The following is a 22,364-nucleotide window of genomic DNA, read 5'->3' as shown; positions in this document are numbered from 1 at the left end:
ATTTCTGACCAGAACGTTTACCTGATTTCAGACATAAAAAAGCGCAGTATCAAACCGCGCTTTTTATTTGCAACCTGTCGCTTTCGCCTACTGGGCGTTAGCCGCTTCCATTCCGACCAATCCCACTTTGAGATAACCGGCTTTCCGCAGCGAATCCATCACGTTCATCAATGTTTCGTAATCCACACTCTTATCCGCCTGGAAGAAGATTGTGGTTTCCTTATTGGACTGCGTTCGCTTATCCAGCGCCACGGCCAGCGTTTCGCGGTCAACCTGCTGCTCGCCCACGAACAGTTGGTTATCGGCTTTCACCGACAGGAACACCGGTTTCTCAGGACGCGGTTGCGGCGCGGCGGAGGACGCAGGCAGATCCACTTTGATGTCTACGGTAGCCAAAGGCGCTGCCACCATAAAGATAATCAATAGCACCAGCATGACATCAATGAAAGGCGTTACGTTGATATCGTGTAATTCGCCGCTTTCATCAGGATTTTCATTCATGTGCATTGCCATAAATCACCCCGCACGCAGTTGTTGAGCATGGCTTGATGATTTATTTTCTGCGGTGCTGCTAGCCAGATCCAGATCGCGGCTCAATAACAGCAAGGCTTGCGCGGCAACATCACCCACGTGAGCGCGGTAAGTTCCGATCAGGCGAGCAAAGATGTTATAGATAACTACCGCAGGAATCGCCGCCACCAGACCTAATGCCGTTGCCAGCAAGGCTTCGGCAATACCTGGAGCCACCACCGCCAAATTGGTGGTTTGCGAATGAGCGATGCCAATAAAGCTGTTCATGATGCCCCAAACGGTGCCGAACAAACCGACGAACGGAGAGATAGCCCCGATAGTCGCCAGGAAGCCGGTTCCTTTGCCCATCTGACGGCTCACGGCAGCCACACGACGCTCCAGGCGGAAAGAGGCGCGCTCTTTGATACCGCCATTATCAGTGGATTCTGCCGATAGCTGACGCTCGTTTTCCGCTTCGCGCAGCAACATGCCACTGATGCTTTCCGGCGCAAAATCTTCGGCCTGCGCCAAAGCGTCGCTCAGATTAGTCGCCGAGCCGAGCACAATGTGCTCATGACGCAGGCGACGACGGGCGCGGTACAATTCCATACCTTTAGAGAATAAAATAGTCCAGGTAACAACCGACGCCAGCACCAGACCAATCATCACGGCTTTCACCACTACGTCTGCATGCTGGTACATACCCCAAACGGACAAATCCATCGCCAGACCTTGTGGAGCAGCAGGCGCCGCCGGAGTCACAGATTGTAGCGCAGGAGCAGGAGCGGCATCCGGCGTTGCGACAGAGGTTAACTCCGGCTGCGGCAGCGGAGTTGAAACCGCGGCGGTGTGCTGCGTTGACGCGGGCGCCACGCCAGCGGCAACTGCACTGCTATTACCTGGGGCTGCTAATGCCGGGCCAGATAAACCTGCGATTAACAAGAGCGCCATAACGCCGCGCCCTAACTTCACTCCCCGACCCTGGTTTGCGGCGAATGATTTATGTTCCATAACTTTGCCAGCTGTTTTCACGCTGCGCCTCCACCCAATATGCATATCAATTTAAGGACGAAATCAGTGGCGGATCATATCAAACAAATGACGGATTGATAGTAATTATCATTATTATTTGAGCCAATTTTTCTATCTAAAAGATAATTAAGGCAAACTCGCCGCCCAGACCGCTGTTTTTCATCGCCAGCCTGCTTCAAACGCTGATAACACTTGGGCTAAACAAGTAACAACCATAGGGTTTTATTCACATAAAACTCACTCGCCGTCGATTTTCTTTACCAATAAACCATTACTTTCTGTGCGTTTTGCAGCATTTTTTTGTGCGTAAACCGCCTTAAACAGCGGCTCCCCCTCTTTAAACGCCATCCGGCTAAAAGCGCACTACATCAAATGTTCATCATGCTAATTTAAATAAATAACCAATCAGATAATGGCTGGCAATCAATCCAGACCGACACTAACCAAGCAAGGTGAGCGCCCGTATGTCTTCAAAAAAATTAGAAACCACGTTGATCAGCGCAGGGCGCAGTAAAAAATTCACCCTGGGATCGGTTAATCCTGTGATTCAACGCGCATCGTCGTTGGTTTTTGACAGTGTAAAAGCCAAAAAGCACGCCACGATTAACCGTGGTAAAGGCGAACTATTTTACGGTCGCCGCGGCACATTGACTCACTTCGCCTTGCAGGAAGCCATGACAGAACTGGAAGGTGGCGCGGGCTGTGTGTTATACCCTTGCGGCGCAGCGGCGATCAGCAATGCCATTCTGGCCTTCGTATCCGCGGGCGATCATGTATTGATGACCGGATCGGCCTACGAACCAGCGCAGAGTTTTTGCGATAAAATCCTGTCGCGGATGCAGGTCAGTACCAGCTATTTCGATCCACTGATCGGCAGCGCCGTGGGTAAGTTGGTTCAGCCTAATACCAAAGTGGTGTTTTTAGAGTCGCCCGGCTCTATCACTATGGAAATACAGGATATTCCCGCGATGGTGCGCGCCATTCGCGCCGTTTCACCAAAAGTGATTATCATGATGGATAACACCTGGGCGGCGGGCGTGTTATTCAAACCTCTTGATTTTGATATCGATATTTCCATTCAGTCCGGCACCAAATACCTGATCGGCCATTCTGACGCCATGCTGGGCATCGCCGTAGCCAACGCGCGCTGCTGGGAACAACTGCGGGAAGACTCATATCTCATGGGGCAAATGGTGGATGCCGACAGTGCCTATCTGGCTAGCCGCGGCCTGCGGACGTTAAGTGTGCGCCTGAAACAGCACGAAGCTAACGGTATAGACGTTGCCAACTGGCTGGCGCAGCGCCCTGAAGTGGCTCACGTTTATCATCCGGCGCTGCCAGACTGTCAAGGCCATGAATTTTATAAACGAGATTTTTCTGGCTGCAACGGGCTGTTCTCTTTTGAACTCAAGCACCGCCTGAACCAGCAACAATTTGAAAACTATCTGGACAACTTTCACCACTTCAGTATGGCATTCTCTTGGGGCGGCTTTGAGTCACTGATTCTGGCTTACCAGCCGGAAGATATTAAAGCGATACGTAAATATGAAGCTATCGCGCATCAGGGCACTTTAGTTCGTGTTCATATTGGTTTGGAGAATACTCAAGATTTAATTGAGGATCTGGCCGCCGGCTTCGCTCGTATCGCCTCAGCGCAATAAGGCCTCTACCAGTGGGAACTGCGCTAATTTGTGCGGTTTTCACCGAAGTTAGTCTCTAAACCATCAACAGAATGAATATACCCCGCTAATTTTTGGTTAATGAGGATAAGATCAATGTGGCCTGAGTCTAATACCGATACACTGTAAGGATTCACGGATTATCTTCCCCACCAATAGGCAAACAGGAAAAGAAATGGATGTGTTACGCGAAATCCTTCATGCCTTATGGCAACAGGATTTTAGTAAACTTGCCGACCCCAATGTCATTTGGGTTATCTACGGCATACTTTTTACCACTTTATTTTTAGAAAACGGCCTGCTGCCCGCTTCCTTCCTCCCCGGAGATAGCCTACTGCTGCTTGCCGGTGCCTTAATTGCCAAAGGCGTTATGGCTTTTATTCCGACGCTGATTATTCTTACCATCGCGGCCAGTTTGGGCTGCTGGCTTAGCTATGTTCAAGGTCGATGGCTCGGAGATACCAAGGTCGTCAAAAGCTGGCTACTACAATTACCAATACATTATCGCCAGCGGGCGCACCAACTGTTTGTACGCCACGGTCTGGCAGCCCTGCTCATTGGCCGTTTTCTGGCTTTCGTTCGCACCTTACTGCCTACACTAGCGGGTATTTCTGGCCTGAATAGTACCCGTTTCCAACTATTTAACTGGCTGAGCGGATTGCTCTGGGTCGGTGCAGTGGTGGGTTTGGGCTTCGCCCTGAGCCAAATCCCGTTAGTGAAACACTACGAAAATCAGGTTATGACCGCACTGATGATTCTGCCGGTAGCCTTGCTGCTGATTGGGTTGGTCGGCTCACTGATTGTGGTGTGGTGTAAGCGTAAAAGCGCCACCGAATAACGCGTTCAGACACGCTGGCTATCCGCGATTCATCGAGCCAGCGTGCCCTTGGTTTTACTAGTGACTGCGCAGTTTTGCCCGCTCGTCGCTAGGCGTATGACCAAAGTAACGTTTAAATTCTCGGCTAAACTGCGACGCACTCTCATACCCCACCCGAATAGCCGCCGTACTGGCCTTCAATCCATCGTGAATCATCAATATTCTGGCTCGGTGTAAACGATAGGTTTTCAAATATTGCAGTGGAGAAGTATTGGTTACCGCTTTGAAATTATGGTGGAAAGCCGAAATGCTCATATTCACTTCTGCCGCCAACTGCTCCACATTAAGATTTTCTGCAAATTGATTCTCAATGCGCCGTAGCGCCTTAGCTATCTGATTAAAATGACTGTGACGATTCACCAACTCCTGCAACGGAGCACCACAAGGGCCGGATAGCACATAAAACAGAATCTCGCGCACGATTTGCGGCCCTAACACTCTGGCATCCAGCGGTTTGGCCATAACGTCCAACAGGCGCTCGGTGGCACACAGCATCTCTTCCGTAAGCAATGCAGCGTTGACGCCGTTGGTATTACCTCGGGGTTTATCCAGCTCATCGTCACCAATATCCACCAGCAGATCCTGTAGCATTGGGTGATCAACCTGAATGGATAATCCGGCAAGCGGTTCTTGCGGGCTGGCAAATGTTTCACATTCAAACGGCAGCGTCACCGTCAGTAACAGATAGTTTTTCGGATCATACTGAAAGATTTTACTCCCCAGATAGCCTACTTTTTTACCTTGAAAGATGATCACAATACTGGGGGTATACATCACCGGCGTACGTGGTTGATGGGCATTGGAAAACAGCAGCTTAACCTTGGGAACCGCGGACGTCGTCAACCCGTTTCCCTGTGCCAGTTGCGCGACTTTTTGCGCCAGTTCCCGCTGAATATCGTCAATGCTCACCATACCAACCTCATATTTCATAAAAAATATATCGACACGAATTTTGCTTTATTTATCACATTTCCTACAGTGGTTTGTAGAAATAGGCAAGAAGCTGGCAGAAATGAGCATTGAGCTATATGACTAAGTTACCCACAATAGCCCTCAGAGAAATTTGCCCAATAGGTTTTTTCCGTCGCAAGGACGCAGCCTAAGGGTGGGAAGCCCACTGGCTAATTTACTGGCCATTCAAGGTTGATACTGACTATTAGCCTATTAATCAACTACAGGTTGGATTATAAAATCATGCAAAACTTTACTCTTCATACCCCGACTAAAGTCCTGTTCGGTAAAGGCCAGATTGCTGAATTGGCGAACCAAATTCCTGCCGATGCCCGCGTATTGATTACCTACGGCGGCGGTAGCGTGAAAAGCACCGGCGTGATGGATCAAGTCTATCAAGCATTGAAAAACCATCAATTCGAAGAGTTTGGTGGTATCGAGCCTAACCCAACTTATGAAACCTTGATGAAAGCCGTTGAACTGATTCGCGCCGGTGATTTCGACTTCCTGCTGGCGGTCGGCGGCGGTTCCGTTTTGGACGGCACCAAGTTCATCGCTGCGGCCGTGGCTTACCCTGAAGATCCGTGGCAGATTCTAGAAACTGCCGGTAGCAACATCACCGAAGCTATTCCTATGGGTTCTGTACTGACCCTGCCAGCTACTGGCTCTGAAGCCAATAATGGCGCGGTAGTCAGCCGCCGTAGCACCGGTGACAAACGTCATTTCTTCTCACCGCACGTTCAGCCGCTTTTTGCCATTCTGGACCCAGTGGTGACCTATACGTTGCCTAAGCGTCAGGTCGCGAATGGCGTGGTAGATGCTTTCGTACACACCATTGAGCAATATCTGACTTACCCGGTAAATGCCAAGGTACAAGACCGTTTTGCAGAAGGTTTACTGCTAACCCTGATTGAAGAAGGCCCGAAAGCGCTTGAAAATCCGAAAGATTACGACGTTCGCGCTAATATCATGTGGAGTGCCACTATGGCGCTGAACGGTCTGATCGGTGCTGGCGTACCGCAGGATTGGGCGACTCATATGCTGGGCCACGAGCTGACAGCTCTGCATGGGTTAGACCACGCACAGACTCTGGCAGTGGTGTTGCCATCTCTGCTGGAAGCGAAAAAAGAGCAGAAACGCGCCAAATTGCTGCAATACGCAGAACGCGTTTGGAATTTGCATGAAGGGACCGAAGAACAGCGTATTGATGGCGCGATTGCCGCAACCCGTCATTTCTTCGAGGCAATGGGTGTACCAACCCGTTTGTCTGAATACGGTCTGGATGGCAGCACTATTCCAAGCCTGATCAAAAAGTTGGACGAACACGGCTACCGCAGCCTGGGGGAACACGGCGATATTACGCTGGCAGATAGCCAACGTATCTACGAAGCCGCAATCTGATTTAATCATTATCGATACTATAAAGGGTAAGGAAACGTCCTTGCCCTTCTCCTTTCAAATTTACGATGGCCATAGCCTCGATTTTTTCTTCCAGCATCGATACTTACTGCTAGGCTTAAATACCATATCCGCGGTTTTCATTTAGCTGTAGTTCCTGCCCAAGGGATAGCAACAGCCCCCTTTCTGGTACTGCAACACCTTTCGCCCTATTGCATCTCGTTTATCCATGGGAGAGTCATATGTCGAACCAATCAGTTACACCCTCGACTGAATCTGATAATCACATCCAGGCTTGGGCCGCTCCTGCTGCGGGCCAGCCGTTAGAATCCTTCGTATTTGATGCCGGGCCACTGGCTGATGATGATATTGAGGTCAGCATTGATTATTGCGGGGTTTGCCACTCAGATTTATCCATGATCAACAATGACTGGGGCATCACCGCCTACCCCTTTGTCCCCGGCCATGAAGTGGTGGGAAAAATCTCTCGTATTGGCCAACATGCCAAAAACAAAGGATTAAAAATCGGTCAAGTGGTGGGCGTTGGCTGGAATCGCGGCAGTTGTATGCATTGCCATCCCTGTGTTTCCGGCGATCAGCATTTGTGCCATGAAGTTCAGCCCACGATTATTGGCCGCCACGGCGGTTTTGCCGATCGGATTCGCAGTCATTGGGCATGGGCAATTCCGCTGCCGGAAGGTGTGGATATTACCAGCGCGGGGCCGCTATTTTGCGGTGGAATCACCGTCTTCAATCCTCTGCTGCAATACGATGTTCGCCCCACACAGCGAGTGGGCGTGGTCGGTATCGGCGGGCTAGGCCATATGGCGATTCGCTTTATGAAAGCCTGGGGCTGCGAAGTGACCGCTTTTACCTCGTCTAATACCAAACATGACGAAGCGCTTTCTCTCGGCGCTCATCGCGTGGTTGCCAGCAATGACAGCAAGGCGCTGGCAAAAATTGCGAACCAGCTCGATTTTATCTTAGTGACTGCAAATGCCTCCTTGGATTGGGATGCCTATGTCAGTACGCTGGCACCTAAAGGTCGGTTGCATTTTGTCGGGGCGATCCCGGAGCCGGTTCCAGTGCATATTTTTGCTTTTATCGGGAAACAGGCTGAGCTATCGGCATCACCGACCGGCGCACCGGCTCGCTTGGCAGAAATGCTGGCGTTCTGTGCACGTCACGAAATTAAACCTCAGGTTGAGCATTTTCCCCTGAGCAAGATAAACGACGCCATTGAGCATTTACACGCGGGAAAAGCACGTTATCGCGTCGTGTTGGATATGCACGCTTAATGCATAAAATGATTAGCCTGATAATTAATAAATAATTTCGACTACGATAAATAAGAGATCGATTACTGAGTGTGCGGCTGGCTGCTTCGGCAAAACTGCCCGCAACCTTGAGGAGAAATTCATGACAAATCAACCGATTATTAAACTGCATGATGGCAGCATAATGCCCCAGCTTGGGCTAGGCGTATGGAAAGCTAGCCACGAGGACGTTCAGGCTGCGGTCACCAAAGCGCTGGAAATTGGCTATCGTTCAGTTGATACAGCGGCAATTTACAAAAATGAAGAAGGCGTAGGTTTAGCGTTGAAATCCGCCGCGATTCCTCGCGAAAAGCTGTTCATCACCACCAAACTCTGGAATGAAGATCAGGCTCATCCACAACAGGCGTTAGAAACCAGCCTGGAAAAACTCCAGTTGGATTATGTGGATCTGTATTTAATTCACTGGCCAGATCCAAAACAGAATCGCTTTGTCGCAGCTTGGCGGGAACTGATTAAGCTCAGAGAACAGGGGCTAACTCGCAGTATTGGCGTTTGTAACTTCCATATTCCACACCTGCAACGGCTGCTGGATGAAACCGGCGTCGCTCCGGTGATTAACCAGATTGAACTGCATCCTTTGCTGCAACAGCGTCAGCTTCACGCCTGGAATGCCACTCATCACATTGCCACCGAGTCCTGGAGCCCGCTGGCACAGGGCGGAGAAGGCGTATTTGAACAACCGCTGATTCATCGACTGGCGGAGAAATACAGCAAAACTCCGGCGCAAATTGTCATTCGCTGGCATCTGGATAGCGGGTTAATCGTCATTCCTAAATCCGTCACGCCGTCTCGTATCAGAGAAAACTTTGAAGTTTTTGATTTCAAACTGGAAAAAGACGAACTCAGCGAGATCGCCAAATTGGACATTGGCAATCGTCTGGGGCCAGATCCCGATAGTTTTTAAATAATGGCAGCCAAATACCGCGACAAAATTACGCGATTTTTGGTCAATCGACGAACGGTAAACTGGCATCTTGAATCGGCTTTTTAATCGGCTTTTTAATTTAGCTTTAAAAGCACGCGTGAACCTTCGAGTCAGGGATGTCACTCATCAATCCGCCAGGGATGGCGGATTGATGCATCGCATGTAAAGGTTCTGGCGCAGGTTAACGAACTTTCTGCTTAACCCGGCCCGCGTTTGTCGACTTTCCCCCAGGACGAGAGCCTGTTGAGGATGATTTGCCCTGGATATTGGCTGGCGCAGTTTTACCTGAACCTGATGACGTTTTACCTGATGATCCTTGACCCGATGGCGGGTTGCCTGATGGTTCTTTACCCGATGCTGATGGCACTTTACCCGATGTCATTTTACCTGACGTCGCTTTGCGAGACGTAACTTCGCCCGATATTGCTTTGCCTGAGTGGGCATGACCCGGCGTAACTTTAGGTGAACCACTCGGCTGACGCTGGCGTGCGATAGCGGTGTGTTTAGTCAGCGCTGGCGTATGGTGACGCAAAGATCGTCGAGCTTCCCGCTGTTCTTCTATCGTCGGCGCAGGCACCAGACACTCCCGACGCCCACCGATCAAATGTGCCATGCCCATATCTTCCAAAGCGGTACGAATCAGCGGCCAGTTGGCAGGATCGTGGTAACGCAGCAGCGCCTTATGCAAGCGACGCTGGCGATCTCCTTTTGGCACCACCACGTCTTCACTTTTGTAATCGACCTTAGACAACGGGTTTTTACCGCTGTAATACATGGTGGTCGAGTTGGCCAATGGCGACGGATAGAAGTTCTGTACCTGATCCAGACGGAATCGGTTTTTCTTCAGCCATAGCGCCAAATTAACCATATCCTCATCCCGAGTGCCGGGGTGAGCCGAGATAAAGTAAGGAATCAAATACTGCTCTTTACCCGCCTGTTTGGAATAGGTATCAAACAGTTCTTTAAAACGCTGGTAGCTGCCCATGCCCGGTTTCAGCATTTTTGACAGCGGCCCTTCTTCCGTATGCTCTGGCGCGATCTTCAGATATCCCCCCACATGATGAGAAGCCAGCTCTTTGATATAACGCGGATCTTCTACCGCCAAATCGTAACGCACTCCGGAAGCAATCAGGATCTTCTTCACCCCTTTTAGATCGCGCGCCCGACGGTACAGCGAAATAGTGGGCTGATGATTGGTATCCATATGGGTACAAATCTCAGGATAGACACAGGAAGCGCGGCGGCAAGTTTGTTCCGCACGCGGAGACTGGCAGCGCAGCATATACATATTGGCCGTTGGGCCACCAAGATCGGAGATAATACCGGTAAACCCTGGGACTTTATCGCGAATTTCTTCGATTTCGCGAATTATAGAATCTTCCGAACGACTTTGAATAATTCGGCCTTCGTGCTCGGTAATCGAGCAGAAGGAACAACCGCCGTAGCAGCCACGCATAATATTGATCGAAAAACGGATCATGTCATAAGCCGGTATTTTTGCGTCACCGTAAGACGGATGAGGAACCCGTTGATAAGGTAGAGCAAATACGCTGTCCATTTCCTCGGTGCTCAACGGAATCGCTGGCGGATTAATCCAGATATAGCGATCTCCGTGTTTTTGCATCAACGCTCGTGCGCAGCCTGGGTTGGTTTCATGGTGCAGAATCCGCGAGGTATGTGCATATAACACTTTGTCTGCTTTAACTTTTTCATAAGAAGGCAGCAAAACATAGGTTTTTTCCCACGGTTTAGGCTTGGCAGCTCGCACCGTCACCGGTTTAGCTTCCTCGGCATCTGCTTTCCCCTCCGGCGCGCAGGCTAAGTCATCACCGTAAGGATTCGGAATCGGCTCAATACGCCCCGGTTTATCCAAACGGCTAGAATCCACGCCGCTCCAGCCAGGCAAAGGCGTTTTACGAATCACTACGGTATTACGCACATCCTGAATATCAGCAATTTTCTCGCCAGCCGCCAGCCGGTGCGCCACTTCAACCAATGGCCGTTCGCCGTTGCCGTACACCAGCATGTCTGCTTTAGCATCAATAATCACCGAACGCCGCACCGTATCTGACCAGTAATCATAATGAGCGATTCGGCGCAAACTGGCCTCGATTCCGCCTAATATCACTGGCACATGCTTATAGGCTTCCTTACAGCGCTGGCTGTAAACCAAAGTGGCGCGATCCGGCCGTTTTCCACTTTCATTATTCGGCGTATAGGCATCATCGTGACGCAATTTACGATCGGCAGTATAACGGTTGATCATCGAATCCATATTGCCCGCAGTGACGCCAAAGAACAGATTTGGCTCACCCAACCGCATAAAGTCTTCTTTATTGGTCCAGTCCGGTTGAGCAATAATTCCCACGCGAAATCCCTGCGCTTCAAGCATTCTGCCCACAATCGCCATACCAAAGCTCGGATGGTCAACGTAGGCATCGCCGGTCACCACGATAATGTCGCAGCTGTCCCAGCCCAGCACGTCCATCTCCTCCCGCGACATGGGTAAAAAAGGCGCGGTGCCATAGCACTCGGCCCAATAAGGCGTGTAGGAAAATAGATCGCGTTCTGGCTGAATCAGGCTGGTACTCATGGCAATACTCTTTAATCAGGAGATGGAGAGGAGGATGCGGGTCAGGAAATCATCACAGGGCGGCGATTATACGCATTTATCCATGTAAAGAGGAAGGTTATCGGTGGTTTCTTTGATCCCCCACCGACTCGTGGAGATCGCCCAAGAAATTATCGAATAGACAAACAAATAGTTGCGGGCAATGACGTAGACCAGGCGGCGATTAACCGCCCTGTCTTGAAGAAGAAAGGATTAAATCGGAGCAGGCTGTGTCACCAATTGACCGGTAGAGCCGCGATCGGCCATTTCCAGCGTCTGGCTGTAGAACAGGAATGGGAAATGCTCGGAAGAGACCTGATTGAAATACACCAGCAGCTCTACATCGCCATCGACCCAAACCGTATCTTTCCAACCACGGTCTTCCGCCATTGCCGGAGCGCCGTTCACATTTTTCACTAGGAAAGATACGCCCTGAATATGGAAAGCCTGCGGCATATCGGCGTGCAGCGTCCAGCGTTCCCAGGTTCCCTGCTGCGCCTGTGCGTCAACCCGATTCATATCCCAAATCGCGCCGTTAATGCCCGGTAAGTTATCGCCCAAACGAAATTCACGAGAGCGTACAACGTTGCCGTCAAGAATTTGGTCGGCCAATAGTCGCATTGGCAGATTATCAGTTACCAGCGGCAGTAAACCCGTCGGCTTTAAGGTCAAAACCAGCGTGGAGATCAAGATACTGGAGGGTTCAAACAGCCCGCGCAGACGATCCATAATACCCGCAGACTCACCGGCAGTAATGGAAACCTCGCTGCCCTGCGACATATCAATCAACACTTCGCGTCGCTCACCCGGTGCCAGCGATAGCTGTTGTACAGCAACGGGCGCGGGCAGGAAACCCTGATCGCTAGCCACAACGTGGAAAGGTCGGCCATCGCTGATTTGCAGAGTATAGCGGCGGGAGTTCGAGGCGTTCAGCAAACGCAAACGCACCCATCCACGAGAAACTTCGACAAACGGACTTTGCACCCCGTTAACCAGCAAAGTATCACCGATAAAGCCGCCCTTGGCCGGCGGGTTATATTCCGGAACGCCAAAGCTGTCCAGCCGTTTGTCCTGAATAATAATCGGGAAATCATCAACGCCGTAGTGGCTAGGCAGCGGCAGTGCTTTACTCACCTCATCTTCCACCAACCACATTCCCGCCAGCCCGTTATAGACATGGGGAGCCATACGATTAGGCGTATTGGCGTGATACCAACAGGTGGCAGCGCTTTGACGGATCGGCAGCACTGGAGACCAATCTACGCCCGGTGACATCATGCGCGGCGCTCCGCCCATTAAAGTGCCGGGAACCTGTAAACCGCTGATAGTCATAGAAACCGGCTCAGACAGTCGGTTGCTGTAAATCAACTTGACATCATCGCCGCTGTACACTCTGACCGTTGGCCCCAGATAGGAGCCATTGATGCCCCACACTTCCGCCTTTTTACGGCCAGACATGAATGCCCAGTGCGCGCGCTGTAACGTTAAAAACAGCGGTTGGCCACGGCGGGATTCCAGCAATGGGGGAACCGGTAAGGGAGGTTGCTGCGTACCGCTAGCCTGTGCCCTCAATGGCAGTGAACCTGCGCATAGCGCTAAGCCCGAAGCCTGAATGAACTGGCGACGACTAAGTGACATATCTTCTCCGTGAAAAGCACTAACAAACCGTATGCAAAAGTTTTGCCCGCCGACGCCGCACGGGTATCAGCGGGCAAAACACTAACGATCAAAGTCGTTTAAAATAAAGGCATTTTTATTTTAGCGTATCCAGTAACATACTGGAGTCGCGTTATTTTTTTTCTGCTGCGTACTTAGCAACTTCAGCATCAAGCTGCTCAATTTTGGTCGCCATCAGATTACGGCAATGCTCGGCGAGTTCGCGCACTCGCTCTTTGCTGTAGCCGCTGGTATCAATAGGTGGCAGCATTTCTACTATCACCAATCCATTATTCCAACGGTTCAAATTAATATTACCATTGGTATTGGAAACACAAATCGGCACGATAGGTACGCCAGCGGCGATAGCAGCATGGAAAGCGCCAGTTTTAAACGGCAACAGACCACGACCGCGGCTACGGGTTCCTTCCGGGAACATCCAGATAGAAATATTACGTTTCTTAACTTGCTCAACCACTTGCGCAATAGTTCCGTGGGCTTTAGCGCGATTCTCGCGGTCAATCAGCAGGTTACCGGTCAGCCAATACAGTGGCCCAAACAGTGGAATCCACAGCAGGCTTTTTTTACCAACGGTTACCGTACCAGGCTGAACCACATTCGACATAGTAACCATATCGTAATTATTCTGGTGGTTAGCGATATAGATACAGTTGCCATACTCTGCAGCTTCCGCTGGAATACGTTGTTCAACGGTGATACCGAATAGTCGGGACATTCGGCCAAACAAATGTCCGAAGGTCGCAACGTGGCGGGGATTTCGTGGACTGAAAAGACAGTAAATCGAACCAAACACACACACCAATAAGCAATACAAAACCGCCAGTACTGAGCGCAAAATTAATAACATAACAACCTCTTGAAAACCTAATCGACGCTAGTATAGCGGCTGCGATAAAAAACACCGCGTAGATTCACCGCCATAATAAATTGCCATTACAGAAGGTTCAAATAATCTGGGGGAAAAGGCCAACGGCCATGGCTGCTCGATCAAAGCGGTCAACCGTTTAAATCGATGCCGATGCGGATTGCCAGCCTGAATACGACTGGCAATCCGCTCAGGGACAATAGCTACTGGTTATTTTCAGGCTGTTCAGGGCGCGCAGGCGCGTCCACTTCAACCCGGTCTATCTTCTGCAATCCACGAGGCAACGGCGAGCCTTTGCGTCCACGTTCCGCACGGAATTTCTGTAAATCTTCTGGACGCAGCGTCAGCTTGCGTTTGCCGAAGTACAGCGTCACCGAAGTCTGCGGAGGCAAGACAAACAGCCAGGCTAGCCCGTCTTCCCCTGCCGCCGCCTGCGCCGCCGGAATAGAGACGATCTTATTCCCTTTCCCTTTCGACAACTCCGGCAAATCGGCCACCGGGAACATCAGCATACGTCCAGCCATGGTGATGGAAAGCAACATATCATCCGGGCCATGAATTTCCAGCGGCGGCAACGCTTTCGCGTTTTCCGGTAGAGTAATCATGGCTTTACCCGCGCGGTTCTTAGCCACCAGATCGTTGAAAGTACAGACAAAACCGTAACCGGCGTTAGAAGCCATCAACAGTTTTTGATCGTCCGGAGCCATCAACACCTGCTCAATGGTCGCCCCCGGAGGCGGCGTTAGCTTACCGGTTAGCGGCTCACCTTGCCCACGAGCAGACGGTAGCGTCAGCGGATCCAGCGCATAGCTGCGTCCGGTGGAGTCAATAAACACCACCGGCTGATTACTCTTGCCGCGAGCAGCGGAGCGGAAGCTATCTCCCGCTTTGTAACTTAAACCGCTTGGATCGATATCATGGCCTTTGGCGCTTCGCACCCAGCCCATCTCAGACAGCACAATAGTTACCGGCTCGGAAGGCACAATATCGTGCTCGCTCATCGCCTTGGCTTCACTACGTTCGGTCAGCGGCGAACGGCGATCATCACCATAAGCGGCCGCGTCTGCCTGAATTTCTTTTTTGATCAGCGTATTCAGCTTGCGTTCAGAAGCCAGCAGCGCCTGCAATTGATCGCGCTCTTTCGCCAGTTCATCCTGCTCACCGCGAATCTTCACCTCTTCCAGCTTGGCCAGATGACGAAGTTTCAGCTCCAGAATAGCTTCGGCCTGCGTTTCGGAAATCCCGAAATGCTGCATTAGCAATGGCTTAGGCTCATCTTCGGTACGAATAATATGAATCACTTCGTCGATATTCAGGAAGGCGACTAATAAACCCTCTAAAATATGCAGACGCTTCAATACCTTATCCAGACGATAGTTCAAACGCTTACGCACGGTGTCGCGGCGGAATTCCAGCCATTCGGTCAGAATTTCCAGCAAGCCTTTCACCGACGGACGATGATCTAGACCGATCATATTCATATTGATACGGTAGCTGCGTTCCAGATCGGTTGTCGCGAAGAGGTGGTTCATTACCTGTTCGAGATCGACGCGATTGGTTCGTGGCACGATCACCAGGCGAGTCGGATTTTCATGATCCGATTCATCGCGCAAATCCTCTACCATCGGCAGCTTTTTCGCTCGCATTTGGTTGGCGATTTGTTCCAGAACCTTGGCACCGGAAACCTGATGAGGCAACGCTGTAATCACCGCGCTGCCGTCTTCTTTTTTCCATACCGCGCGCATTCGCACAGAGCCACGGCCATTCTGATAAATCTTACGGATTTCGTCTCTTGGTGTAATGATTTCCGCTTCGGTTGGGAAATCAGGGCCTTGTACGAACTCTAGCAATTCTTCCAGCGAGGTATGGGGCTTATCAATCAACGCCACTACCGCCTGAGCAATCTCCCGCACGTTATGCGGCGGAATATCCGTCGCCATACCAACGGCAATGCCGGTAGTACCGTTCAGCAGTATGTTTGGCAGGCGCGCAGGCAGCATTTTCGGCTCCTGCATGGTGCCGTCAAAGTTTGGCACCCAATCCACCGTCCCCTGCCCCAATTCACCCAGTAGCACTTCGGCATATTTGGATAAACGAGATTCGGTATAACGCATCGCTGCGAACGATTTAGGATCGTCCGGTGCCCCCCAGTTACCCTGCCCGTCCACCAGCGGATAACGGTAAGAGAACGGCTGCGCCATCAACACCATAGCTTCATAGCAGGCGCTATCGCCGTGAGGATGGTATTTACCCAGCACATCACCCACGGTACGCGCTGATTTCTTAAATTTGGCACTGTTGCTCAGACCCAGTTCGGACATGGCATACACAATGCGGCGTTGTACCGGCTTTAAACCATCGCCGATAAACGGCAACGCCCGATCCATGATGACGTACATGGAATAGTTCAAATAGGCGTTTTCAGTAAATGTGTGCAGCGGTAAGCGCTCTGCACCGTCATGAGTCAAATCACTCATTACTTAATTATCCTCAGACTCGGGCGAGAAGATCGTGGCTTACAGCCAATCATCACCGGAAGTTCATTATAGATTTCTGCTCGCGATAGTAACTCATCTGCGGGGTAACTGTCACAAATCCAAAGCAATCTACGCGGGCAAATCTGCCTATTTTCGCCGCAGGCCACGAATTTTGCTGTCTGGCGCTTTTGTCGCTAAAAGCGACAGTTAGGATGAATATCCCCGCTTTGTTGCTTCGCAGTCAAAACTGTTCTGCCTAAAAGCCTATTTTTCTATGCGAATGCAATCATTAGCATACGCTGCAATCGAGATAGGCCAGAAATAATAGTCACGCTGTATACAGCATGTTGTTTTCACTGGTTGTCTTCACGCTACCCGGAGTATGCCATGAGTAACATACTGATTATTAATGCAAAGAAAGAATTTGCCCACTCAAAAGGGGCATTGAACGATACGCTGACCAAGGTTGCGACCGAGTGTCTGCAAGAAATCGGTCATCAGGTTAAGGTCACGGTTGTTGATCAAGGCTATGATATTGAATCTGAAATTCAGAATTTCCTCTGGGCCGATACGGTTATCTATCAGATGCCGGGTTGGTGGATGGGGCCGCCTTGGATTCTGAAAAAGTATATCGACGAAATCTTTACCGAAGGTCATGGCCGTTTGTATCAAAGCGATGGTCGTAGCCGTTCGGAAAACAGCAAGAAATACGGATCTGGCGGCCTGCTTCAAGGTAAAACTTACATGCTTTCCGTGACCTGGAATGCACCGGCAGAAGCCTTTACCGATCCAAATCAGTTCTTCCACGGCGTTGGCGTGGACGGCGTTTACCTGCCCGTTCATAAAGCGAATCAATTCCTTGGCATGGAACCTCTGCCAACCTTTATGTGCAACGACGTGATTAAACAGCCGGACATCGCAGGTGATATTGCACGTTATCGCCAGCATTTATCAACGCTGTTCGCCTAAAATCCAGCCCGATTTGGAGTGGTTATGATTAGCGTTTTCGCAGAAATTCAGGTTAAACCGGGCCGCCGTCAGGCGGTACTGGATTCCTTCGCCCAACTGCTGCCGGACGTACTGGCAGAGCAAGGCTGCGGCGGGTATGTCCCCATGGTTGATGTGCCAACTCAGTTAGCCTGGCAGCGCCAAGCGCCTGATTTCATTTTTATGTGGGAACAGTGGGCCAGCGTGCAACATCTGGAACAACATCTCGCCATGCCGCATATGAAGCGGCATCAGGAACGAGTGAAAGACGATGTATTGGACGTAGTTATCAATATTATTGATCACGCCCTGCCAGCCAAAGCCTGATGTATTTATATCGATAGCTTTTATGTCAGTCGCTTGAAAGTCAATAACACCCAATAGATTACATATTGATAGATTGCATAGTGGAGCAATAAGACAAACGAACGAATCTTTAGGCACTTATTCCACTCTGTGACTGAAGTCAGTAAAAGCGATCAACATCCCAGCAGAATGAAAGCGAAAAAGTCTAATGTGTCTACCGGCTATCCGCCCTCATCGGGTAGCCGAATTTTCCAATCTACGACTATTTTTCTGCTTTGAGCCAATGGCTACCCTGCAAACGAATCTGCTCGCTCACATAATCCAGAAAACAGGTGATCCGCGCAGCCAACTGCGTATTACGATAATAAACCGCATTGATCGGTTGCCAGGCTTCCAGCGTTTGCTCCGCCAGCACCTGCACCAAGCGTCCTTCCAACTGATCTTCCCGCGTCATAAAATCGGATAACTCGACGATTCCTTGTCCATTCAGTGCCAAATGGCGCAAAGTTTCCCCACTGGATGCCGCCAAGCAAGGCGTAATCGATGAGCGACCGCCGGGCAAATAAGGTAACGCCCACTGATTCAGAAATTCCGGTTGAGTAAATCCTAATAAGCTGTGCTCAGCCAGTGCTTCTATCGTTTCTGGCGCACCGTGGCGCTGAATATATTCCGGGCTAGCCAGAATCCGCAGACGGCTGGAACCCAATAAGCGGGCATGAATCGTCGAGTCGCGCAGAGCGCCAATACGAATGGCAACATCCGTCCGCTGCTCCAGCAGATCGATATTCAGATCGTCGGTATTCAACTCCAGATCGATCTGCGGATATAACTCGCGAAAACCGCCAATCATCGGCACGATCACATGCTGCATAAAAGGCACCGCGGCGTTGACTCGCAGTCTCCCGGCTGGTTTCAGCCGTCGCAGTGCGATTTGTTCTTCGGCATCATCCACCGCGCCAATAATCTGCCGAGCGTGAGCCAAAAACAGCTCTCCTTCCTCGGTTAACTCCAGCCGACGCGTGGTACGCCGCAGCAAGGTGGTTTCCAGTTTTTGCTCCAGACGGCTCAGCGCCCGGCTAATACCCGATGTGGTTTGATTGCGTTGTTCCGCCGCCGCCGTGATCGAACCGCTGTCCACCACCGAGATAAAAGCTTGAAGTTCTTCTAAGGTGATTTTCATTATTGACATCCAGGCAAAGATTTAAGCTATTTAACCGCAAAAACTTGTAGAAATGAAGCTGCGGTTAGCGGTCATAAACGACCACGCCCGGATCTGCATGAATGCAGCCGGGCGCGGTTTAACGCAAAGATCCGCAAAAAAAGAATTACACTTCGATCTCGGCGGTATCTCCCTTCTCTTGTAGCCAATTACGGCGATCTTCGGAACGCTTCTTCGCCAGCAGCATATCCATCACCGCCATCGTCTTATCGATATCGGTATCGTCAACGGTCAGCTGCACCAAACGGCGAGTATTAGGATCGAGCGTCGTTTCACGCAGCTGTAGCGGGTTCATTTCACCCAATCCTTTAAAGCGCTGAACGTTAGGTTTACCACGTTTACGCTTCAACTGCTCCAATACGCCAGTTTTTTCTTCTTCATCAAGCGCATAGAACACTTCTTTACCCAAATCGATACGGTACAGCGGCGGCATGGCCACATAGACATGGCCACCGCGCACCAGCGAGCTGAAGTGGCGTACAAACAGCGCGCACAGCAAAGTGGCGATATGTAGACCATCAGAGTCCGCATCCGCCAGAATGCAGATCTTGCCGTAACGTAGTTGGCTCAGATCTTCGCTATCAGGATCGATACCGATCGCGACTGAAATATCATGCACTTCCTGTGAAGCCAGTACCTCATCCGAGGACACTTCCCAAGTATTCAGGATCTTACCTTTGAGCGGCATGATGGCCTGATATTCACGATCTCGCGCCTGTTTCGCCGATCCGCCTGCGGAATCACCTTCTACGAGAAACAGTTCGGTCATGCTGAGATCCTGCGAGGTACAGTCTGCCAGTTTGCCGGGTAAAGCCGGGCCGCTGGTCAGCTTTTTACGTACCACTTTTTTCGCCGCGCGCATCCGGCGCTGCGCGCTGGAAATAGCCAGCTCGGCCAGTTGCTCAGCCGCCTGAACGTTCTGGTTTAGCCACAGGCTGAAGGCATCTTTCACCACGCCAGATACATAGGCCGCGCACTGACGAGAGGACAGGCGCTCTTTGGTCTGACCGGCAAACTGCGGATCCTGCATTTTGACAGAAAGCACGTAGGCGCAGCGTTCCCAGATATCGTCGGCGGACAGCTTCACGCCGCGCGGCAAAATATTGCGGTATTCGCAGAACTCACGCATGGCGTCCAGCAAGCCTTGGCGCAGGCCATTGACGTGAGTACCGCCTTGCATGGTAGGAATCAGGTTAACGTAGCTTTCTGTCAGCAGATCGCCACCTTCCGGTAGCCATAACAGCGCCCAGTCAATAGCTTCGGTATCCCCAGCGGAAGAACCGACAAACGGCACTTCCGGCAAAGTAATCAGGCCGTTGACCGCTTCCATCAGATAATCGGTCAGGCCATCGGCATAACACCAGCGTTGTTCGGTGTTATTCACCATGTCTTTAAAGACGATTTCCACGCCCGGACACAGTACCGCTTTTGCTTTCAGCAAATGTGACAAACGGGAAACGGAGAAACGCGGGCTATCGAAAAACGATTCATCAGGCCAGAAATGCACGCTGGTGCCGGTGTTTCGCTTACCGCAAGTACCAATCACCTGCAAATCCTGCACTTTATCCCCGTTTTCAAACGCCATGCTGTAAATCTGGCCGTCCCGGCGAACCGTCACTTCCACTCGACGAGACAAGGCGTTAACCACTGAAATCCCCACGCCGTGCAAACCGCCGGAGAATTGGTAGCTCTTATTAGAGAATTTCCCCCCGGCGTGCAGACGACAGAGAATCAGCTCAATGGCCGGTACGCCTTCTTCCGGGTGAATATCCACTGGCATCCCGCGGCCATCATCAATCACTTCCAGAGACTGATCGGCGTGCAGAATCACATCAATACGGCGAGCGTGTCCGGCTAGCGCTTCATCAACACTGTTATCTATCACCTCTTGGCCGAGGTGGTTTGGGCGCGTAGTGTCGGTATACATACCTGGACGACGACGTACTGGTTCTAGACCGCTGAGTACTTCAATGGCATCAGCGTTATAGCTGGATTGAGTCATGGTTTGATTAATGTTCGGCTAAGGGTTGGAGGGCTAGCGGTGACAGCCGGGTGAGTGATTACACTCACCGCATCTGGCGGCGATAACGTCACGCTGTATCAGGCAGTCGTTAGCCCTAAAAAATTCACAATCGGTGAGAAATAGTGTTCAAAGCCTACAAAGGCATGATTTCCACCTGATTCTACCGTTTGTCGACAAGAGGTGTAATAAGCAACCGCCTGTCGATAATCGAGGATTTCGTCCCCGGTTTGTTGCAATAGCCAGAGTAAATCAGGCGATTCCAACGGATCTATTTGCATGACTTTCAGGTCATAAACGTGACGAGACTCTAACACATATTGCTGACCCGTGTAGGGGTTCTGATTTTGCCCCAGATAATCAATCAACAGCTCGAAAGGACGTACCGCCGGGTTGACTACCACCGCCGGAATGCTGAAACACTGGGAAAGCCAGGTGGCAAAATATCCACCCAGCGAGGAGCCGACAATGCCCAGATTCTGCCCGGCCTTGCTCATAATGATATCTTCCAGCATTTCCGCCGCCTCTGCCGGAAACGGCGGCAACTGCGGTACCAACATGTCAATGTGCGGATGATTTTCCTGCAGCCAGCTTTTGAACGCGGTGGCTTTCGCCGACTGCGGAGAGCTGTTGAAACCATGCAGATAAAGAAGAGTATTCATCAATAGCCGTCCGCATCCATATTGGGGTTGAACTCGTCACTGTCCAGGCGGCGTACTTCCGTTTCCAGCGTACCGCCCGGCAATAAATCGAGGTAACGCCATCCCGGCGCTACGGTATCCAGAGTAAAGTTAGTACAGTGCGGTTTGAATTGCACGCAGGTTGACGGGCTGGCCAGCAGCCGCTTGCCATACCAATCAAGATCCAATTCCTGATGAATATGTCCGCACAGCAGCGTAGTGACGCGCGGATAGCGAATCAATACATCGGCCAGCATATGAGCGTTGCGCAGACTGTGTTGATCCAACCAGGTACAACCTGACGGCATCGGATGGTGATGTAGCAAAATCAAAGTGTAGCGTTCTGGATGAGCCTGTAAGCAGCGTTCCATCCACTCTAGCTGATGTTCGCTTAATTCACCGTAAGGCACACCAAAAACCTGGCTGTCCAATAAGAGAATCTGCCAGTTATCGCCTACAAACGCCTGTTTTGATGGCGCAATATTTGCCGCGGCCAGCACATCTACCATTGCCGGCTGGAAATCATGATTTCCCGGCAACCAAAGGCATGGCGCAGACAAACGGGCAATACCCTGCGCAAAATGCTGATAAGCCGCTATAGACTGATCCTGCGCCAGATCGCCGGTCGCAACGATCAGATCGTAGGAGTACTTTTCGGCAATAATTGCATCCAATACCGCCCGATAGCTGCGTCCGGTATTGACACCCAGCAAGGTTTCATCCTCACCGGCAAAAAGGTGGGTATCTGTTATTTGTAATATTCTGACCCTGGCCCCACTCGCCATAGGCAGTTCAAACAGGCTTTCCAATTGG

At 51.0% G+C, this 22,364-nt stretch carries 18 protein-coding genes; 7 read left to right on the top strand and 11 right to left on the bottom strand.

Going from position 1 to position 22,364, the window contains the following annotated elements:
* Nucleotides 1-87: 87 nt before the first annotated feature.
* Nucleotides 88-513: a TonB system transport protein ExbD gene (gene exbD / locus DBA33_RS05090; RefSeq protein WP_120805768.1), complete on the bottom strand. Its 426-nt coding sequence runs from the start codon at nucleotides 511-513 to the stop codon at nucleotides 88-90.
* Nucleotides 514-516: 3 nt separating this feature from the next.
* Nucleotides 517-1,542: a tonB-system energizer ExbB gene (gene exbB / locus DBA33_RS05085; RefSeq protein WP_084414321.1), complete on the bottom strand. Its 1,026-nt coding sequence runs from the start codon at nucleotides 1,540-1,542 to the stop codon at nucleotides 517-519.
* Nucleotides 1,543-2,006: 464 nt separating this feature from the next.
* Here exbB and metC point away from each other — a divergent pair, with 464 nt between their 5' ends.
* Nucleotides 2,007-3,203: a cystathionine beta-lyase gene (gene metC / locus DBA33_RS05080; RefSeq protein ID WP_120805765.1), complete on the top strand. Its 1,197-nt coding sequence runs from the start codon at nucleotides 2,007-2,009 to the stop codon at nucleotides 3,201-3,203.
* A gap of 193 nt (nucleotides 3,204-3,396) precedes the next feature.
* On the top strand, nucleotides 3,397-4,059 hold the full coding sequence (locus tag DBA33_RS05075) for a DedA family protein (protein WP_064515139.1): 663 nt from the start codon (nucleotides 3,397-3,399) through the stop codon (nucleotides 4,057-4,059).
* Between the two features lie 57 nt (nucleotides 4,060-4,116).
* Here DBA33_RS05075 and DBA33_RS05070 read toward each other — a convergent pair whose 3' ends face one another.
* Entirely contained in the window at nucleotides 4,117-5,010 is an 894-nt protein-coding gene (locus DBA33_RS05070) for an AraC family transcriptional regulator (RefSeq protein WP_064515141.1), read from the bottom strand.
* 282 nt (nucleotides 5,011-5,292) lie between these two features.
* Between DBA33_RS05070 and yqhD the strand changes: the two genes are divergently transcribed.
* From yqhD to dkgA, 3 genes are all read left to right on the top strand, one after another.
* Nucleotides 5,293-6,450 carry an alcohol dehydrogenase gene (gene yqhD, locus DBA33_RS05065; protein ID WP_064515143.1) on the top strand — a complete coding sequence of 386 codons (1,158 nt, stop codon included), beginning with the start codon at nucleotides 5,293-5,295 and terminating at the stop codon, nucleotides 6,448-6,450.
* A 239-nt stretch (nucleotides 6,451-6,689) separates the two neighbouring features.
* Nucleotides 6,690-7,745, top strand: a complete 1,056-nt coding sequence (locus DBA33_RS05060) for an NAD(P)-dependent alcohol dehydrogenase (protein ID WP_120805763.1) — start codon at nucleotides 6,690-6,692, stop codon at nucleotides 7,743-7,745.
* A gap of 121 nt (nucleotides 7,746-7,866) precedes the next feature.
* Nucleotides 7,867-8,688: a 2,5-didehydrogluconate reductase DkgA gene (gene dkgA, locus DBA33_RS05055; protein WP_064515148.1), complete on the top strand. Its 822-nt coding sequence runs from the start codon at nucleotides 7,867-7,869 to the stop codon at nucleotides 8,686-8,688.
* Between the two features lie 202 nt (nucleotides 8,689-8,890).
* Here dkgA and DBA33_RS05050 read toward each other — a convergent pair whose 3' ends face one another.
* The 4 genes from DBA33_RS05050 to parC form a co-directional block, all read right to left on the bottom strand.
* Complete coding sequence (locus DBA33_RS05050; protein WP_167349942.1) at nucleotides 8,891-11,302, bottom strand: YgiQ family radical SAM protein; 2,412 nt, start codon at nucleotides 11,300-11,302, stop codon at nucleotides 8,891-8,893.
* A gap of 231 nt (nucleotides 11,303-11,533) precedes the next feature.
* Complete coding sequence (gene ftsP / locus DBA33_RS05045; protein WP_064515150.1) at nucleotides 11,534-12,958, bottom strand: cell division protein FtsP; 1,425 nt, start codon at nucleotides 12,956-12,958, stop codon at nucleotides 11,534-11,536.
* 151 nt (nucleotides 12,959-13,109) lie between these two features.
* The gene (locus tag DBA33_RS05040) at nucleotides 13,110-13,844 is read right to left on the bottom strand and encodes a 1-acylglycerol-3-phosphate O-acyltransferase (RefSeq protein ID WP_064515152.1); all 735 of its coding nucleotides are present in this window, start codon (nucleotides 13,842-13,844) and stop codon (nucleotides 13,110-13,112) included.
* A gap of 221 nt (nucleotides 13,845-14,065) precedes the next feature.
* Nucleotides 14,066-16,339, bottom strand: a complete 2,274-nt coding sequence (gene parC / locus DBA33_RS05035; protein ID WP_064515154.1) for a DNA topoisomerase IV subunit A — start codon at nucleotides 16,337-16,339, stop codon at nucleotides 14,066-14,068.
* Between the two features lie 387 nt (nucleotides 16,340-16,726).
* On the opposite strand from parC, the gene DBA33_RS05030 reads away from it, so the two are divergent.
* Together DBA33_RS05030 and DBA33_RS05025 are read left to right on the top strand one after the other, a co-directional pair.
* A complete protein-coding gene (locus DBA33_RS05030; RefSeq protein ID WP_064515156.1) occupies nucleotides 16,727-17,308 on the top strand; it encodes an NAD(P)H-dependent oxidoreductase in 582 nt (193 codons plus the stop codon).
* Nucleotides 17,309-17,332: 24 nt separating this feature from the next.
* On the top strand, nucleotides 17,333-17,653 hold the full coding sequence (locus tag DBA33_RS05025) for a putative quinol monooxygenase (RefSeq protein WP_064515158.1): 321 nt from the start codon (nucleotides 17,333-17,335) through the stop codon (nucleotides 17,651-17,653).
* Between the two features lie 241 nt (nucleotides 17,654-17,894).
* On the opposite strand, the gene DBA33_RS05020 is transcribed toward DBA33_RS05025, so the two are convergent.
* The 4 genes from DBA33_RS05020 to cpdA all read right to left on the bottom strand — a co-directional run bounded on the left by DBA33_RS05020 (nucleotide 17,895) and on the right by cpdA (nucleotide 22,360).
* On the bottom strand, nucleotides 17,895-18,812 hold the full coding sequence (locus DBA33_RS05020; protein WP_064515160.1) for a LysR substrate-binding domain-containing protein: 918 nt from the start codon (nucleotides 18,810-18,812) through the stop codon (nucleotides 17,895-17,897).
* A gap of 145 nt (nucleotides 18,813-18,957) precedes the next feature.
* Nucleotides 18,958-20,853 (bottom strand): DNA topoisomerase IV subunit B, encoded by a 1,896-nt coding sequence (parE, locus tag DBA33_RS05015; RefSeq protein WP_064515162.1) that lies wholly within the window; start codon nucleotides 20,851-20,853, stop codon nucleotides 18,958-18,960.
* A 98-nt stretch (nucleotides 20,854-20,951) separates the two neighbouring features.
* Entirely contained in the window at nucleotides 20,952-21,533 is a 582-nt protein-coding gene (gene yqiA / locus DBA33_RS05010; protein ID WP_064515163.1) for an esterase YqiA, read from the bottom strand.
* A complete protein-coding gene (gene cpdA / locus DBA33_RS05005) occupies nucleotides 21,533-22,360 on the bottom strand; it encodes a 3',5'-cyclic-AMP phosphodiesterase (RefSeq protein WP_064515165.1) in 828 nt (275 codons plus the stop codon). The genes yqiA and cpdA overlap by 1 nt, the downstream gene beginning before the upstream one ends.
* Nucleotides 22,361-22,364: the final 4 nt, after the last annotated feature.

Source organism: Yersinia sp. IP36721 (assembly GCF_003634395.1).
GTDB classification, from domain to species: Bacteria; Pseudomonadota; Gammaproteobacteria; order Enterobacterales; family Enterobacteriaceae; genus Yersinia; species Yersinia entomophaga.
The sequence above is the reverse complement of the archived record's forward strand: the minus strand, read 5'-3'. Positions and strand labels throughout refer to the sequence as shown.